This window comes from Paenibacillus thiaminolyticus (assembly GCF_007066085.1).
GTDB classification, from domain to species: Bacteria; Bacillota; Bacilli; order Paenibacillales; family Paenibacillaceae; genus Paenibacillus_B; species Paenibacillus_B thiaminolyticus.
This window is the reverse complement of record NZ_CP041405.1, coordinates 743,143-757,457: the sequence shown is the minus strand read 5'-3', so window position 1 is coordinate 757,457 and position 14,315 is coordinate 743,143. Positions and strand designations below refer to the sequence as shown.

The following is a 14,315-nucleotide window of genomic DNA, read 5'->3' as shown; positions in this document are numbered from 1 at the left end:
AAGGTAACTTCGGGGACGGCAATTTTATTTAACTGCCAAGAAAATGTTTTTTTGGTTCGGATTACGTGAAGAAACACATTTGATTTTCTTAATATTTTCTTAGAGTTATTAACGATTTCTTAATTAAAATTAATAGAACGTTTTGTGGTTTTTTTTCCAATTCCTTCGCTAAAATGATGAGAGCCGGAATATATTCAAGGAACTACTAAGGAGGGGTTAACGTGAATGTAAAAAAAGCTATTTTCGCAACATTGATCGTATCCAGCATGCTGTCAACATTGGCAGGCCCGATTCCTGCAGGCGCCGAGGCAGCGCAAGAGAAGCAGCAAGAGAAGCAGCAATCGGATGGGAAGAAGGTTGAAATAGACAAGAAGATGGCTGCCAAGCTGCATAAAGCGGTAAGTCAATTTGCGGGGAAAGAGATTAAGCTTAAGGAGGTTGCCGAAGATCCAGCGGCCAATATAGTAGAAGTTAAATCCATAGATGGAAAATATAATGTTAAATTTGTACCTGAACACGGGATAATAATGAGCATAGAAAGCGAAACGACAATCGACAAAATCAGCAAAGAGGATCAAGATAAAGTACTGAAAGAGCTGAAAGAGCTGTATCCTAAGAAAAAATACGTATTTAATAAAGAAGTTCCCATGTCACAGTCTTATGATAATCAAAAGGAAAAACTTGAAGATGGCGTAAGTTATTTGTTGAGAGGAAAAGACTTCTCTGCCTCTCTGACCAAAAATGATTCATCGACGAACGTAGGTTTTATAGTGATCGATTTTGAAAAGAAAGAGCTTGATCCGAAATTGTTAAAAACAGTAACGGAAGCGGCGAAAACAGCGTTCGATCATCAAATTGACGTGACGAAAGCTACGCTTGTGAATGGGAGTATGTCGAAACCTGAGTGGCGGTTTGGGGATGACAAGGTAAGTATTTGTGTGGAACTCAAGACAGGGGAAGTAATCAGCATTGAAAATCAACAGGGAAAAAAGGTGACGACTAACAAAGGAATTACAGAAAAAGAGGCGAAAGAAGCGGTCGCTTCGCTTGCCAAGGAATTATTCAATATCGACATTACAGGATTTGAAGTTAAATGGGACAACAGAATTGGATATTACCGCTTCATTCAAAATAAAGTTACGAAGGTGAGAGCCGCATTGGATGCCGATAAAAACGTGGTGCACATTGAATCGGGGTGGTTAGCAGCTTTGGGAGATTAAGTATCGTCAGTTATGAAGAAGACGGTAGGGAGGGGATCTGGCCCTAGCATTGGGCAAATGCGTGACGAGAGGGAGGTTGCGGGAATGATGCAGCCTCCCTTTTTGCGGAAAATAACCGAGCAGGATGCACATGACATGTTTGGTTAATGTTCGGATGAGGAAGTATCCAGATTTACGACCTGGTACAAGCACAATTTCGTGGAAAATTCCCTTGCTTTTATCCAGAAGATCCTATCTCGCTGAGAAAATGCTGATTCATGAGGCGCAAAATGGGTTAATAACTTTTGTTTGCTGGCAAAGAGTAGTTTACAATCGACAGTCCTTTCCCGGGAAAGGACTTTTCGTATATTTACGAGATGCGACCAGCGGTGCAACATCTGCTATAATCTTCTAGGGGAGCGGTGTTTTTTCATTTCATCGCGGCCCCGCTTTTCGTGAAATCTGGATATGCTACATCCCGGCATATGCGGAAAAAGGATAAATAATGATTTATAGGATTCAGAGGAGGGGATATGAAGTTATTTTTGATGAATGGTAGATATTAATGAACAGAAATCTGCGTTCTGTATTATAAGATAGCGGGAGGCTCAGTAATGTCCTCGGAAGCACTGGTGCAAGAAAATCAACGCTCGATGTTCGAAATGTTCTATGAACGCGTCTATTCTACGGCGTATATGATTATCAAAGACAGCCATTTGGCTCAGGATATCACACAAGAAACATTTATGAAAGCCTTTACGCAAATTCATACATTGCATGATCACAGCAAGCTGGGCGCATGGCTGCAATCGATCGCGGCAAGAACCTCGCTCGATTATTTGCGCAAGCGTAACCGGTGGAATGATATCGCGTCCGAAGATACGGTTCTCGATATCGAATTAGCCAAAGACTTCGATAGTCAGTTGTCGGTGGAACAAAAGGTAGAGCTGAAGATCATTGTCGACGAGATCTATTCTTATCTGAAAAAGCTGAAGCCGGAGTACCGTAAGGTGATCATCCTCAAGTATATCCATCATATGAAAAATGCGGAGATTGCCGCCGCCACCAATGCGAACGAGAGCACGGTCAAAACGCGCTTGAAGCGGGCCAAGGCGATTTTGCGGAAGAGCATGGGAACATGCTGCGACTAGGAGACCGGAAGATGAAAAGAAGTATGTTGACATCGAATGGGAATGGCCGCAAAGCTGCGGGTGAACGACATCATGGGTATATAACAACGAGAATGACGAACGAAGCCTCCCGGCAGCGCAATGTCATTAAGTTTAGCTCCAAGACAAGAGCGGAAATAAAAATGGAATCCGAAACGGCATGGGAAAAAGCCCTGTGCCGTTTCTTTTTTGTATACAAGCAAGGAAAAAAGTGTACAGCAAACAAAGCGGAGGGATGATCCGCTTAAAAAAATGTTCATATGAAACAAATTATGCTACTCTATAGACGAAGCTAACCACTGATTTGTAGCGTATTTTGCGCGTATTCTGCTGCCCTGGGCGAATGGGTCGAATCGGCAAAATGTTTTTGCGAATCAGCGCTTCAACATCAGGCGGGGTTCATCGTCCCTTGAGCGCAGGAAGTGTCTACACGTGAACGGCAACCGTGAAGTTAACTTGATAGGGGTGCCGTTTCTCCATTTGGGAAATGACGACGTGCGAGGTTATCATTTCAGCGAAATTGTACAGGATCATTCTTGCGAATATCTCCTGGGTGATGGACTCTCGTTTCTTTGCATGAAAATTCGTCAGACCGACAGTGTACTTTAATGCCCGGAATGAGGTTTCAATGCCCCATCGCATGTTATACATTGACATGATTTCACCCGGTGGGAAATCCGTGGCGGTAAGATTCGTAATGACGGTCTCAAAAGCGCCACTCGGCAGGACGAAACGAACCACCCGAAAGGAAATCGGGTAAAACAAGTTCTCATGCAAATCCAAAAAAATCAAAGGTTGACGTGGAAGGAACGAACTTGTAAATCTCGGGATTAGCCTTGACCTCTTTGGTTTGTTTTTTTGGTGAGTGTCAGATGAACGTTCCTATCAAACTCTCCGCTAGAGGGCAAACGCAAGCCCGAAAGAATACCATTGGAATCCAAATCCTTTACCCGTATGACATAGTTCCACCCTTTGCGTTCAAGATGCGCGAAATTGTTGTAACTTTCATAACCTCTATCGGCAATCACAATGGTTTTGCCCTTGATTGGAGAACGGTGAACCATAGCAGCCAGCGCCCTTCCCTCGTTGCATAACCTTCGTGGCTGAACAATGGCATCCACGTACAGTCTGTTGCACAAGTCATAGGCAGCGTTCAAATGCAGAAGGTTATAGCCTTTCGTGTTCGGTTGACTTTGAAAATAGGTGTCCGTGTCCGCAGAGTCAGTTGCGATATGCAAATCCGAACCGTCAACGGCAAGTAGCCGATACCCTCGGTAGTCCTTGATATCCGTAACCGATTGCGTAAATGCGTGAAACAAGAATTCCACAGCAGACGGCAGCACTTTATTCCTCTGTTGGACAAAAGCGGAAGTGGTTGCGGTGTTTACGTCATAGCCTTGTGATTCCAAAAGTTCCTTATATAGGCTGTTCCCTCCCATGGAGATCAGGAGTTGCATCACCGTTTCAAAGGGCAGCTTTTTCTTTCGGGTAAAATCTTTTTCAGGGTTTTTGACATAAGGAGCTGGTGCGGCTGCCATTTCTCGTATGAGGGATGTCAGCGTTTTTTTTAGCGAATTCGCATACTCATTCATGGACGTGGCCTCCTCGTGTTTCAAGGGTCTTCGCCACACATATCCATCTACCTGTTAAGTCTTGATTTTCTTTCAAAAAAAGAGCGGGCTATCTTTTCGATAACCTGCTCTTGTGCTTGATTATGGTTTCCACGCCTTATCTTAATGACATTGCCCGGCAGCGGGGGCTTTTTTCGTTAAGCCATGCCAATCCAGACGGCACAGCCAGCTTGAGATTCACTCTTTGCAAAGTGAAGCCAGTCGTAACAGGGCTGGGGATCGAGGGATTCACGTTTTTCACATGATTGAAACACAAAATAACTATGCTTATTTCAAATCATCGCTACATCCATACTATACTTAGTATGCTGCTTCAAAAAGAGGGAGCATTGGGGGAGTTCGTTAAGGTGCAAACTTTTTTAAATTACGCTAAGAAAGGATACCGATAGGTAATGAAGAAGATCATTCTCTACTCCATTCTTGCAATTTCGATGCTGGGAGTTCATGCGCAGCCTGCGTCCGCACATTGGCATCCTGGATATTCTCATGACGCAACCATAGGATATCACAATCCAAACTGGATGAGCTTGATTCGAGATGATGCTAGATTAAGTGATTTATCCATTCCAGGCACCCATGACAGCATGGCTTACCGGACGAATCAGCCTGCAACTGACCATGTGTATACTCAATCTATGCCGCTCAACACGCAATTAAATTCCGGAATTCGCTTTTTGGACATTCGTTGCCGTTATGTTGACGGTTCGTTTTCGCTACATCATGGTTCCTACTATTTAGATGCCATGTTCGGGGACGTATTGTATGAAGTTACTGACTTTTTTAAGCGCAATCCGAGCGAAACGGTTCTGATGCGCATCAAACAAGAACACAGTTCTGTTCCCGACCGCGTGTTCAATGATACTCTTCAGAGATATATCGATAGCTATCCTGGCTTTTTTTGGGACAGCAAAAACGGCTCGATAACCAACCCTACTCTAGGAGAGATGAGAGGAAAAATTGTTATCCTCCGTAACGTTGCCGGGTCGAATATCGGTATCGATTATGCGCATCAATTTGATATTCAAGATAATTATACGGTCTCAACGAATTGGGATTTATACCAAAAATGGCTGGATGTAAAAAAACAATTGCAGAAGGCCAATGAAAGCCATCAAAAAGGATCTCAAACCAAATTCATCAATTATTTAAGCGGCGGGAATATCGCGTATCCCTACTTTGTTGCAAGCGGGCACAGCAGCCCAGGAACATCGGCTCCCCGGCTTGCTACGGGGCTGACTACTCCCGGCTGGTCAGATTCCTATCCGGATTTCCCCAGAACGGATTGCTTCCTCGGGATATGCACCATTGCATTTGAAGGGACTAATGTTTTGACAACGGATTATATAGCAAATAACAATGTTAAGTATACCGGCATTGTTGCTGCAGATTTTCCGGGAAAAGGATTGATTGAAAATATTATTCGGGCGAATAAGAGCCTATTAAAATAAGCCTATTTCCTCCCGTCTGTGAACATGTCACTTGTGCGGCCTCCCGGCATCGGGGGGCTTTTTGGCGTTCATAGGTTGTTCATAGTTTTTTGCTACACTAATACGGCAATAAGACTTGCGGCAAGAACGGAACGCGGCAGAAGCGCGCCGCACGCATGAGAAGGGAGACAGGAGAGGGAATATGCGATCCAAATGGAAGCTGCTGCTGACAGCCGTCGTTGTCATCACGCTATGTATGGCAGGATATTATTGGTGGTACAAGCAGCCGAAGACAGATCAAACCGCCGCTCTGCCGTCAATGGCGAGAGTGGTGAAGGGAGATTTGGAGGTAACCGTAAGCGGCTCGGGTACGGTCTCGCCCAGCAATACCGCGGAGGTGAGGTCGGGAGACGCGGGCAAGATTGATAAAATATTGTACGATGTCGGCGACCGGGTCGAGAAAGGAGCGGTGCTTGCGACATTCGAAAAAGAAGATCTGACGAACGAAATCGAGAAGCAGGAGATTCAGCTTCAGAAGAAGGAACTGGAGTTCGAAAATCTGAAAACAAAGTATAAAGAAGCGGGTGAGGAAGCGAGACCGTCCATCGCGGTCGAAATTGAAAACATGAAGCTGGATCTCGCCCTGGCGCAAAAGGAATTGGAGCAGAAGCGGGCCGATCAGGCCAAGGAAAAGGCAATCAAGGCTCCGATCAGCGGCACCGTGACGGCGTTGAACATTAACGAAGGCTCGCAATTGAACCAAAGCGGCTCGATAGCGACAATTGTGGATTATACGCAGCTTCAGGCCGTGATTCAAGTCGATGAAATGGATATACCGAGCATCAAGCTGAAGCAACAGGCGGCGTTGACATTCGACGCGCTGGCGGACACGTCGATCGAAGGAACAGTAAGCGCGATTGCCGATGAAGGCACGGCTTCCGGCGGGGTATCCGTATTCGATGTCACGATTCAATTATCGTCTAGCCAAGGGGTCAAAAGCGGGATGTCGGTCCAGGCCCAGATCGACGTGAACAGCAAGTCAGATGTACTGCTAGTGCCGATCGAAGCGGTTACCCAGCGCAGCGGCAAGTCGTATGTCACGGTCTGGGCGGACCAAGCCGGCGGTGCAGGCGACGAAGCGCCGCAGCAGGAACGGCCGGAACGGCAGCGCGAGTCGGGAGCGGGGCAGAATCAAGCCGGCGGAGCGGATAGCGCCAATAGAACGGAGCGTCCTGACGGAGATGCGGCCGCTTGGGCCGGCCGGGGTCAGGCGGGCGTTCCGAGTGCAGGCGCCGGCAAGTTAACCGAGGTGGCGACGGGGATTAATAATGAAAGCTATTTTGAAATCGTCAGCGGCTTGAAGGAAGGGGAGATGGTCATCTTGCCTACCGTTCGCGCATCCGCGAACAGCAGCCAACAATCCTCGTTCGGGGGAATGGGCGGCTTCGGCGGCAGCGCCGGAAGAAACGGAAGCTACCCGAGCGGCGGCACCCGCATACCTGACGGCGCCACCCGCATGCCTGCAGGGGGCGGCCGATGAGCAAGCAGGCGGTCATACATATCGAGAACATGTCCAAGGCCTACCGGATGGGCGGCGAAGAGATGCTGTCTCTGAACGGGGTTAACCTGACCGTCTATGCGGGCGAGATGATGGCCATTATCGGGCCGTCCGGCTCCGGCAAATCGACGCTCATGAATATGATGGGCTGCCTCGATACGCCAACGAGCGGAACCTACTGGCTGGACGGCCAAGAGGTAAGCAAGTTATCCGGCAATCAACTGGCGGATATTCGCAACCGGAAGATCGGTTTTATTTTTCAGAGCTTTTACTTGCTGCCTGCGCTTACCGCGATGGAAAATGTGGAGCTTCCGCTTATTTACCGCGGCATGCCAGCCAAAAAAAGGCATGAATTGGCAATGCAGGCGCTTACGCAGGTCGGGCTGGAGAGCAAGCTGAATTTTTTGCCGCGGCAGCTGTCGGGCGGTCAGCAGCAGCGGGTCGCGATTGCGAGAGCGCTGATCGGAGAGCCGCCGGTCATCCTCGCAGACGAGCCGACCGGGGCATTGGATACGAAGACGGGACATGAGGTGCTCGCCATCATGAAGGATCTGAACCGGAAAGGCCACACTATCGTCTTGATTACCCACGATCCGGATGTGGCCGAGGAAGCCGGGAGCGTCGTGCGCATACAGGATGGGCGCATTCAAGTCGTAAGGAGGTTCGCCCCGTGACATGGATGCAAGCATGGAAGATGGCCTGGCGCAGCATATTGGCGAATAAGATGCGCACGCTGCTGACGATGCTGGGCATCGTTATCGGAGTGGCCGCTGTCATTATCATGGTGTCGGTGGGAGAAGGCTCGGCCAAGCAAGTGCAATCCCAGGTAGCGAGTCTCGGGTCCAATCTGATCTCGGTCACGATAACGGGAAGGGGCGCAGTATCGTCGCTCACGTTAGAGGAGGCGCTGGCCTTCGAGGACATTGACGGCGTTGAGGCCGTCTCTCCGTTCATCAACGGCAGCGTCCAGGCGAAGGCGGGAACGAACAACACGAACCTGCAAGTAGAAGGCATTACGCCGGAATATGAAGCGGTCCGCGACAATCACGTGGAGAGCGGGCGCTTCATCCTCCCGATAGATGTCGAGCTCTATCAGCGGGTGGCCATCATCGGAGCGGATGCGGCGAAGACCTTGTTCCCGCAAGGGAATCCGCTTGGACAGCAGCTCTCGCTGAACGGAATCTCTTTCCGCATCGTTGGCGTCATGGCATCGAAAGGCAGCTCGCTGGGCGGAAACAATGACAATAAGATCTGGGTTCCGTTAACGAGAGGCGAGCGGCTCCTGCAGTCGAAAGGGATTCGGACAGTCTACGTCAAGTTCGCGGACGCGGAACAGGCCGATTCGATTATGGCGGAGCTGGAGACCCGATTATCTAAAAAATTCCGCGGGTCCGACGACAGCTACAACGTGTATAATCAGGCGGATATGCTCGAAGCGCTCGGAAGCGTAACCCAGACGATGACGCTGCTGCTAGCGGGAATCGCTTCAATCTCCCTGCTCGTCGGCGGTATCGGCATCATGAATATTATGCTCGTATCGGTGACGGAACGGACGCGCGAGATCGGCATCCGCAAGTCTCTTGGCGCGAAGAAGCGCGATATTATGCAGCAGTTCCTGCTGGAAGCCGTCACGATCAGCAGCATCAGCGGCGTGCTGGGCATTGCAGCCGGACTGGGCGGCGCGTATGCAGGGAGCAAAGCGATGGGCATTCCGTTCGCGGTCGCGCCTGACATGATGTGGCTGTCGTTCACTTTCTCCGCGGCGATCGGGATCGTGTTCGGCCTGTTCCCGGCGAACAAAGCCGCGAATTTGAAACCGGTCGACGCTCTGCGTTACGATTAAGAGGAGAACGGCCGTTAAGGCACAGGCAGAGTCAGAGGAGGAATAGCAGTGCAGAAGTCACCGCATATTTTAATCGTTGAGGATGATGCGTATATTTCGGAATTGATTGCCCTCTATTTGGACAAGCACGGATATACGTACTCGATTGCGGAGGATGGAGCGGCAGCTGTGGAGCTGCTGGATGTGATGCCCCCTGATCTCGTGCTGCTCGATATTATGCTTCCGGAGCTGGACGGCTGGCAGGTATGCAAAGAAATCCGCGCCGAGGGAGATATTCCGATTATTATGGTCACCGGGAACGGGGAGAGCTATGACAAGCTGAAGGGATTTTCCAGCGGAGCGGATGACTATATTGTCAAGCCCTTCGATCCGAAGGAGCTAATCGCACGTGTGCAAGCGGTCTTGCGGCGCACCAACCCTGCCTTGTTCAAGGCTTCGATTCAGTATCCGGAGCTATGCATCACGCCGCAGGATCAGAAGGTGTCCGTCCGCGATCAGGAAGTGGCCTTGGCCCCGAAGGAGCTGGAGCTCCTTCAAGTGCTGGCGGGACATCCGAACAAGGTGTTCACGCGTGAACAGCTGCTGCGGCAAGTCTGGGGCGCCGATTATGAAGGCGATGCCCGCACGGTGGACGTGCATATTAAGCGGCTGCGGGAGAAGCTGGGCGAGTCCGCTTATTGGAGCATCGTGACCGTCTGGGGCATCGGCTACAAATTCGAGGCAGCGTCATGAGGCGGAACGGATGGCGGCATGCGAACGGCTTATTCGTCAAGATTTTCGTGCTGCTCCTCATTATGCTGGTGGTCTCTTACGGCTTGTTCGGCTTCATTTCCGGATTATTCTTCAAGGGCGATCTGATGAAAAGACAGCGCCTGGATGACCGCATGCAGCTGGACCGAATCGGACATTTCCTGACCGAGGCGAAGCAGAACGGCTGGAATGACGAGATGGTGGTGGCGGGACTGGAGCTGACCGTACCGAGACATGTCCGCTCCCTGTACATTATTCATCAGGCGACCGGGAACGTCCGCTACAAGCTGGAAGCCGAGACGGGGCCCTATCGTCTGGATGAAGCCCGCATTCAAGAGGTTCTTGCCGGCATTGCCGACGGCCGTTATTTCGGCGAGGAGACATTCGGCCGGGGCAAGGCGGTGCTCGTCGGGCAGACGCTGCGCGTCGACGGTGAGGGGGACTTCGTCCTGCTCACGGCCTCCAATCTATTCCAGCGGGATGTCCGCATTTGGAACAAGCCGCTCTGGATCGGGATTGGCATTATGCTCTCGTGCGGGGCATTGTTCGCGTTCATGCTCTCCAATCATCTGTCGCGAAGGGTGAAGAAGCTGGAAGCCGCCTCGCGCTCCATCGCCAAGGGACAGTTCCAGATCGAGATTCCGGTTCATTCCCGGGACGAGCTCGGGCGGTTGGCGCGGGCGCTTGAACAGATGGCGCAAGACCTGGGGAGCCTGGATCGGATGCGCAAAGAATTCGTTGCCAATGTATCCCATGATATGCGCTCCCCATTAACGTCCATGAACGGGTATTTGGAAGCGATCTTGGACGGCACGATACCGCCCGAGCGGATGGCGAAATATATCCGGATCGTGCAGGAACAGAATAAGCGGCTCATCCGCCTCGTGAATGATCTGCTGGATATCGCCAAAATTGAAGCGGGACAGTTCCAGATCGTTCCGGTGACCTTCAATATGACAGAGAAGGTTCGCCAGGTACTGGCCCGGATGGATCCGCAGTTAAGCAAGCATGAAGTGGTGTTCGACCAAGCGGATGCCGATCATGATCTGTGGGTGCATGCCGACCCCGATCGGATCGAGCAGGTCGTGGTCAATCTGCTGCAAAATGCGATTGAGTACTCCCGGCCAGGCACCCGGATAACGGTGAGGATCTCCAAGGCGGATGCAAAGCATGCGGTTGTCGGCATTTCCGATCAAGGCATCGGCATGGAGTCAGAAGACATCGGACGCATCTGGGAGCGGTTTTACAAGACGGACAAGGCGAGGACGAGGAAGAACGGCGCCGGCATCGGTCTGTCCATCGTCAAAGCGATTCTCGATCAGCATCGGGCGCCGATCGAAGTGTACAGTATTCCGCAGCAAGGGACGACCTTCCTGTTCAGGCTGCCGCTAACAGAGCTGGAGCCTGAACAGACGAAGGGGCGGCAGCGCTCCGAATGAACAAGGCAGCCATGCATTCATGGCTGCCTTGGTTCCGTTGGTATGATGTATCCGTTATCCTGTCACACCTTCCATTTGGCGGGAAAGTCAAGACGTAAGTTGACAAGGGGGTGATCTGTTACGGGAAAATGAGATTGGACTAGATAGAGGCGAGATTCAAGGTTCGAGTGATGAATGACGAAGAGCGATCGAGCCGATAATGAGACCGATGACAGGCAGGATGAGACAGCAGGTCGTGCCGAAGCAGAATGGAGGCAAGCTGCCGAACGATAGAGGAGGAATCGCTATGCAAGAACAGGCAACCACAGAAGTAGAGAGTTTGTATCATCAACTGATAGACGCATGGAACAGCCGCAGTGCTGCCGGGATGGCGGAGCTGTTCGCCGCGGACGGCGAGTTGATCGGCTTCGACGGCAGTCTGGCAAGCGGCCAGGATGACATACTTGGGCATCTTCAGCCCATCTTTGAGCATCATCCGACGGCTCCTTTTACGACCAAAGTAAAATATGTCCGCTTGCTTGAATCGAATACCGCCTTATTGCGGGCGATTGCCGGCATGGTGCCGCCCGGACAATCGGAGCTGAACCCGAACGTGAATACCCATCACACGCTGGTTGCGGTTCGCGCCGGAGAATCATGGCGGATTGAATTATTTCAGAATACGCCGGCCCAGTTCCACGGCCGGCCGGAGCTTGTCCGGCAAATGACGGAAGAATTGACGGAAGTGCTGAACCGGACATAACAGGGCATAACGAGGGGAGAGTCACGCGGGCCCTGGCGTGAACTCTTGATATCGCTGCCGCTTCTATTTCACCAGTTCGGCAATCCGCCGCTGGCCATCTCCGTCATACTGTCCGCCATGAAAGCAAATGACCTGTTGAATATCATAATCCAGCAGGGCGGCGAGAGATTGCTGCGCCAATTCGTAATCGATACAGTATCGCGGATCAGGTCCGTATAGTTGCCCTTCTTCTACGATTAAGGCGTCTCCCGCGATGAGGGTGCGGCTCGGTTCATGATACAGGCTGATATGTCCGGGAGTATGTCCCGGCGTGCCTATGACGATGATTCCGCCGCAGATCGGCAAGCGCTGCTTGTCCGATAGGGTCGCATGCACCGGACCCTTGGGCGGATTCTCCAGCGTATGCTTGAATCCGAGCCTCCATTGTTCCGGCACGTTGGCAGGCAGAGAGCTGACTGCTTCCGCTATCGCTGCGGGAGTCAGCTTCAGCAGCTGCTGTTCTCCTTGGATGAACGGCTTCTCGATCAGGCTGGCCAGCACTTCGACCCGGGCGGCGAACTGCGCTGCGATGGCCGGCAGGCTCCCGATATGATCGAGATCCTGATGCGTGATAATGACCTTGCTCAATCGCTCGAAGGACAGGCCGGCGCGAGACAACTCGGCAGTCAACAGCGGAAGCTGACCGGGGTAAGTCGTATCCACCAATACCATATCGTCCTCATCCCAGAGCACGGCTGGATGAATCGTCACGGTGCGGCCCATCATGTCCGCGCTAACCGTGAGCATGCGAAGCTCACTCTTGCTGTGCGTCAAATGATATCCCCTCCAATTCAATGTTCATACACATCGTATCAGATGAAACATTCTTTGTAAATTACAAAATATTTAATTATAACACAAAAATAATATTTTGTCAATAGTATATTTGTTGTCTACAAGCACAACAGCAGATCAGATAATCCTCGCCGCAATTCTCCCTCTTGGGTTCCGGGTATTTCTTTGTCTACGTATGGAAATAACTGAAACCGAATATCACTACCCGGAGGCCAGTCCCATGAGCAAGAGCAGTCATCTCCGCGAGAGTTCCGGCAACCTTGTATTTGATCCGGGCCGCGCGGACGAATTTCTTCAGTGTCTGACGAGCGTGATTGGAGATCCGCCCGATCTTGTCAATCATTCATTCGTTATTCAGCAGCCCGAGTTAGAAGGGCGATGCTTATTTCTCGAGACGCTGGTCGACAAGAACAAAATTGAGGACAACGTGCTTCGCATGTTTGCCGAGCAGCCGCTGTCTCATCTTCCGGACGGAGACTCGAATGTAGAGGACATGGTGAAGCGGCGAATCCCAATCGCCTCGATTGCGGCTGCCCCGGATTTGCATTCGTGCGCCCAGCATCTGCTGGAGGGAAAAGCGCTGCTTGTCATCCGGGGAGCGCCGCGTATCCTTGTGCTGGATGTATCGAAGTTCTATCACCGCCCCCTTTCGGAGCCGAAGACGGAGACGACGGTGCGTGGACCGCATGAGGCCTTTAATGAGGATATTGCGACCCACATCGGACTTCTGCGCAAAAGAATCCGCACCTCGGATTTGCGGCTGGAGCAAATGAAAATCGGCAAGGCAACCGAGACGAAGGTCATTATTGCCTACATGGGATCGCTTGTTCCCGATCAAGTACTCGAAGAGTTCCGGACAAGGATAAGCCGCATTCATTCGGACAGCATTTTGGAGGGCACTTACATCGAGGAATGGATTCAGGATAAGACGCTGACCATCTTTCCCACCTTGATGCGAACGGAACGGCCTGACGTCGTCTCATCTCACCTGTTGGAAGGGAGAGTAGCGATTCTGGTGGACGGCAGCCCGTTGGCTCTGGTCGGCCCCTACACCTTCCTGCAGAGCTTCACGTCACCCGAGGATTATTATCAGCGGGCGGATATCGCCACATTTTTGCTCTGGATCCGGTTTCTCGCTTTTTTGCTGGCGGTATTTATTCCCGCGCTCTATATTGCCGTAACATCCTATCATCATGAATTGCTTCCGCCCGCGCTGCTTATCAGCATATCGGCGCAGCGGGAGGGGGTGCCGTTTCCTTCTTCCGTGGAGGCGTTCCTTATGATGATTATATTTGAAGTGCTGCGGGAGGCGGGATTGCGCATGCCGCGGGTCGCCGGACAAGCGATCTCCATCGTGGGCGCGCTCGTGCTAGGCGAAGCGGCCGTCAGCGCAGGCCTGGTGTCCGCCGCCATGGTCATCGTCGTCGCGATTACGGCGATTGCCCATTTTGTCGCGCCATTCTACAACTTCGGCATCACCCAGCGCTTTCTTCAATATTTTTACATGATATTGGCCGCCTTCTCCGGGGGCTTCGGGATCCTATGCGGTGTGCTGTTCACCCTTGTTCACCTCGCATCCCTTCAGTCGTTCGGCGTGCCTTATCTCGCTCCGGTGGCGCCGACGTTCACCTCGGACTGGAAGGATGTGCTCGCTCGCGTGCCGCGGACGTGGATGACGACGTTCCCCCGCATGAATAAAACTAAGCGTAAAAAAAGGTGAGGT

The 14,315-nt window shown here is 51.4% G+C and carries 14 protein-coding genes; 11 read left to right on the top strand and 3 right to left on the bottom strand.

Annotated elements, in window-relative coordinates:
• The first annotated feature begins 221 nt into the window (after nucleotides 1–221).
• The 3 genes from FLT43_RS03310 to FLT43_RS03300 all read left to right on the top strand — a co-directional run bounded on the left by FLT43_RS03310 (nucleotide 222) and on the right by FLT43_RS03300 (nucleotide 2,607).
• On the top strand, nucleotides 222–1,220 hold the full coding sequence (locus FLT43_RS03310) for a hypothetical protein (protein ID WP_087440920.1): 999 nt from the start codon (nucleotides 222–224) through the stop codon (nucleotides 1,218–1,220).
• Between the two features lie 593 nt (nucleotides 1,221–1,813).
• Complete coding sequence (locus tag FLT43_RS03305) at nucleotides 1,814–2,350, top strand: RNA polymerase sigma factor (protein ID WP_087440919.1); 537 nt, start codon at nucleotides 1,814–1,816, stop codon at nucleotides 2,348–2,350.
• 11 nt (nucleotides 2,351–2,361) lie between these two features.
• Complete coding sequence (locus FLT43_RS03300; protein WP_087440918.1) at nucleotides 2,362–2,607, top strand: hypothetical protein; 246 nt, start codon at nucleotides 2,362–2,364, stop codon at nucleotides 2,605–2,607.
• 187 nt (nucleotides 2,608–2,794) lie between these two features.
• Here FLT43_RS03300 and FLT43_RS30450 read toward each other — a convergent pair whose 3' ends face one another.
• Together FLT43_RS30450 and FLT43_RS29650 are read right to left on the bottom strand one after the other, a co-directional pair.
• Complete coding sequence (locus FLT43_RS30450; RefSeq protein ID WP_340162471.1) at nucleotides 2,795–3,199, bottom strand: transposase; 405 nt, start codon at nucleotides 3,197–3,199, stop codon at nucleotides 2,795–2,797.
• Nucleotides 3,199–3,960: a transposase gene (locus FLT43_RS29650; RefSeq protein WP_221936173.1), complete on the bottom strand. Its 762-nt coding sequence runs from the start codon at nucleotides 3,958–3,960 to the stop codon at nucleotides 3,199–3,201. The genes FLT43_RS30450 and FLT43_RS29650 overlap by 1 nt, the downstream gene beginning before the upstream one ends.
• 431 nt (nucleotides 3,961–4,391) lie before the next feature.
• On the opposite strand from FLT43_RS29650, the gene FLT43_RS03290 reads away from it, so the two are divergent.
• The 7 genes from FLT43_RS03290 (at nucleotide 4,392) to FLT43_RS03260 (ending at nucleotide 11,758) form a co-directional block, all read left to right on the top strand.
• A complete protein-coding gene (locus FLT43_RS03290; protein ID WP_087441207.1) occupies nucleotides 4,392–5,447 on the top strand; it encodes a phosphatidylinositol-specific phospholipase C in 1,056 nt (351 codons plus the stop codon).
• Between the two features lie 181 nt (nucleotides 5,448–5,628).
• Entirely contained in the window at nucleotides 5,629–6,966 is a 1,338-nt protein-coding gene (locus FLT43_RS03285) for an efflux RND transporter periplasmic adaptor subunit (protein WP_244194083.1), read from the top strand.
• Nucleotides 6,963–7,658, top strand: a complete 696-nt coding sequence (locus FLT43_RS03280) for an ABC transporter ATP-binding protein (RefSeq protein ID WP_087441208.1) — start codon at nucleotides 6,963–6,965, stop codon at nucleotides 7,656–7,658. Before FLT43_RS03285 ends, FLT43_RS03280 begins: the two co-directional genes overlap by 4 nt.
• On the top strand, nucleotides 7,655–8,827 hold the full coding sequence (locus tag FLT43_RS03275; RefSeq protein WP_087441209.1) for an ABC transporter permease: 1,173 nt from the start codon (nucleotides 7,655–7,657) through the stop codon (nucleotides 8,825–8,827). The genes FLT43_RS03280 and FLT43_RS03275 overlap by 4 nt, the downstream gene beginning before the upstream one ends.
• A 48-nt stretch (nucleotides 8,828–8,875) precedes the next feature.
• Nucleotides 8,876–9,559: a response regulator transcription factor gene (locus FLT43_RS03270; RefSeq protein ID WP_164776659.1), complete on the top strand. Its 684-nt coding sequence runs from the start codon at nucleotides 8,876–8,878 to the stop codon at nucleotides 9,557–9,559.
• Complete coding sequence (locus FLT43_RS03265) at nucleotides 9,556–11,016, top strand: sensor histidine kinase (RefSeq protein ID WP_087441211.1); 1,461 nt, start codon at nucleotides 9,556–9,558, stop codon at nucleotides 11,014–11,016. Before FLT43_RS03270 ends, FLT43_RS03265 begins: the two co-directional genes overlap by 4 nt.
• A gap of 286 nt (nucleotides 11,017–11,302) precedes the next feature.
• Nucleotides 11,303–11,758: an SgcJ/EcaC family oxidoreductase gene (locus tag FLT43_RS03260; RefSeq protein ID WP_087441223.1), complete on the top strand. Its 456-nt coding sequence runs from the start codon at nucleotides 11,303–11,305 to the stop codon at nucleotides 11,756–11,758.
• 63 nt (nucleotides 11,759–11,821) lie between these two features.
• Here FLT43_RS03260 and FLT43_RS03255 read toward each other — a convergent pair whose 3' ends face one another.
• Nucleotides 11,822–12,544, bottom strand: coding sequence for an MBL fold metallo-hydrolase (locus FLT43_RS03255; RefSeq protein WP_087441224.1), 723 nt, complete (start codon nucleotides 12,542–12,544; stop codon nucleotides 11,822–11,824).
• Nucleotides 12,545–12,812: 268 nt separating this feature from the next.
• On the opposite strand from FLT43_RS03255, the gene FLT43_RS03250 reads away from it, so the two are divergent.
• Nucleotides 12,813–14,312 carry a spore germination protein gene (locus FLT43_RS03250; RefSeq protein ID WP_087441212.1) on the top strand — a complete coding sequence of 500 codons (1,500 nt, stop codon included), beginning with the start codon at nucleotides 12,813–12,815 and terminating at the stop codon, nucleotides 14,310–14,312.
• The last annotated feature ends 3 nt before the right edge of the window (nucleotides 14,313–14,315 follow it).

What these genes read in the sequence shown, in the direction of transcription:
- FLT43_RS03305 (WP_087440919.1), top strand. Translation starts at nt 1,814, where the DNA reads ATGTCCTCGGAAGCACTGGTGCAAGAAAATCAACGCTCGATGTTCGAA.
- FLT43_RS03300 (WP_087440918.1), top strand. Translation starts at nt 2,362, where the DNA reads ATGAAAAGAAGTATGTTGACATCGAATGGGAATGGCCGCAAAGCTGCG.
- FLT43_RS29650 (WP_221936173.1), bottom strand. Translation starts at nt 3,960, where the DNA reads ATGAATGAGTATGCGAATTCGCTAAAAAAAACGCTGACATCCCTCATA.
- FLT43_RS03290 (WP_087441207.1), top strand. Translation starts at nt 4,392, where the DNA reads ATGAAGAAGATCATTCTCTACTCCATTCTTGCAATTTCGATGCTGGGA.
- FLT43_RS03285 (WP_244194083.1), top strand. Translation starts at nt 5,629, where the DNA reads ATGCGATCCAAATGGAAGCTGCTGCTGACAGCCGTCGTTGTCATCACG.
- FLT43_RS03280 (WP_087441208.1), top strand. Translation starts at nt 6,963, where the DNA reads ATGAGCAAGCAGGCGGTCATACATATCGAGAACATGTCCAAGGCCTAC.
- FLT43_RS03265 (WP_087441211.1), top strand. Translation starts at nt 9,556, where the DNA reads ATGAGGCGGAACGGATGGCGGCATGCGAACGGCTTATTCGTCAAGATT.
- FLT43_RS03260 (WP_087441223.1), top strand. Translation starts at nt 11,303, where the DNA reads ATGCAAGAACAGGCAACCACAGAAGTAGAGAGTTTGTATCATCAACTG.
- FLT43_RS03255 (WP_087441224.1), bottom strand. Translation starts at nt 12,544, where the DNA reads ATGCTCACGGTTAGCGCGGACATGATGGGCCGCACCGTGACGATTCAT.
- FLT43_RS03250 (WP_087441212.1), top strand. Translation starts at nt 12,813, where the DNA reads ATGAGCAAGAGCAGTCATCTCCGCGAGAGTTCCGGCAACCTTGTATTT.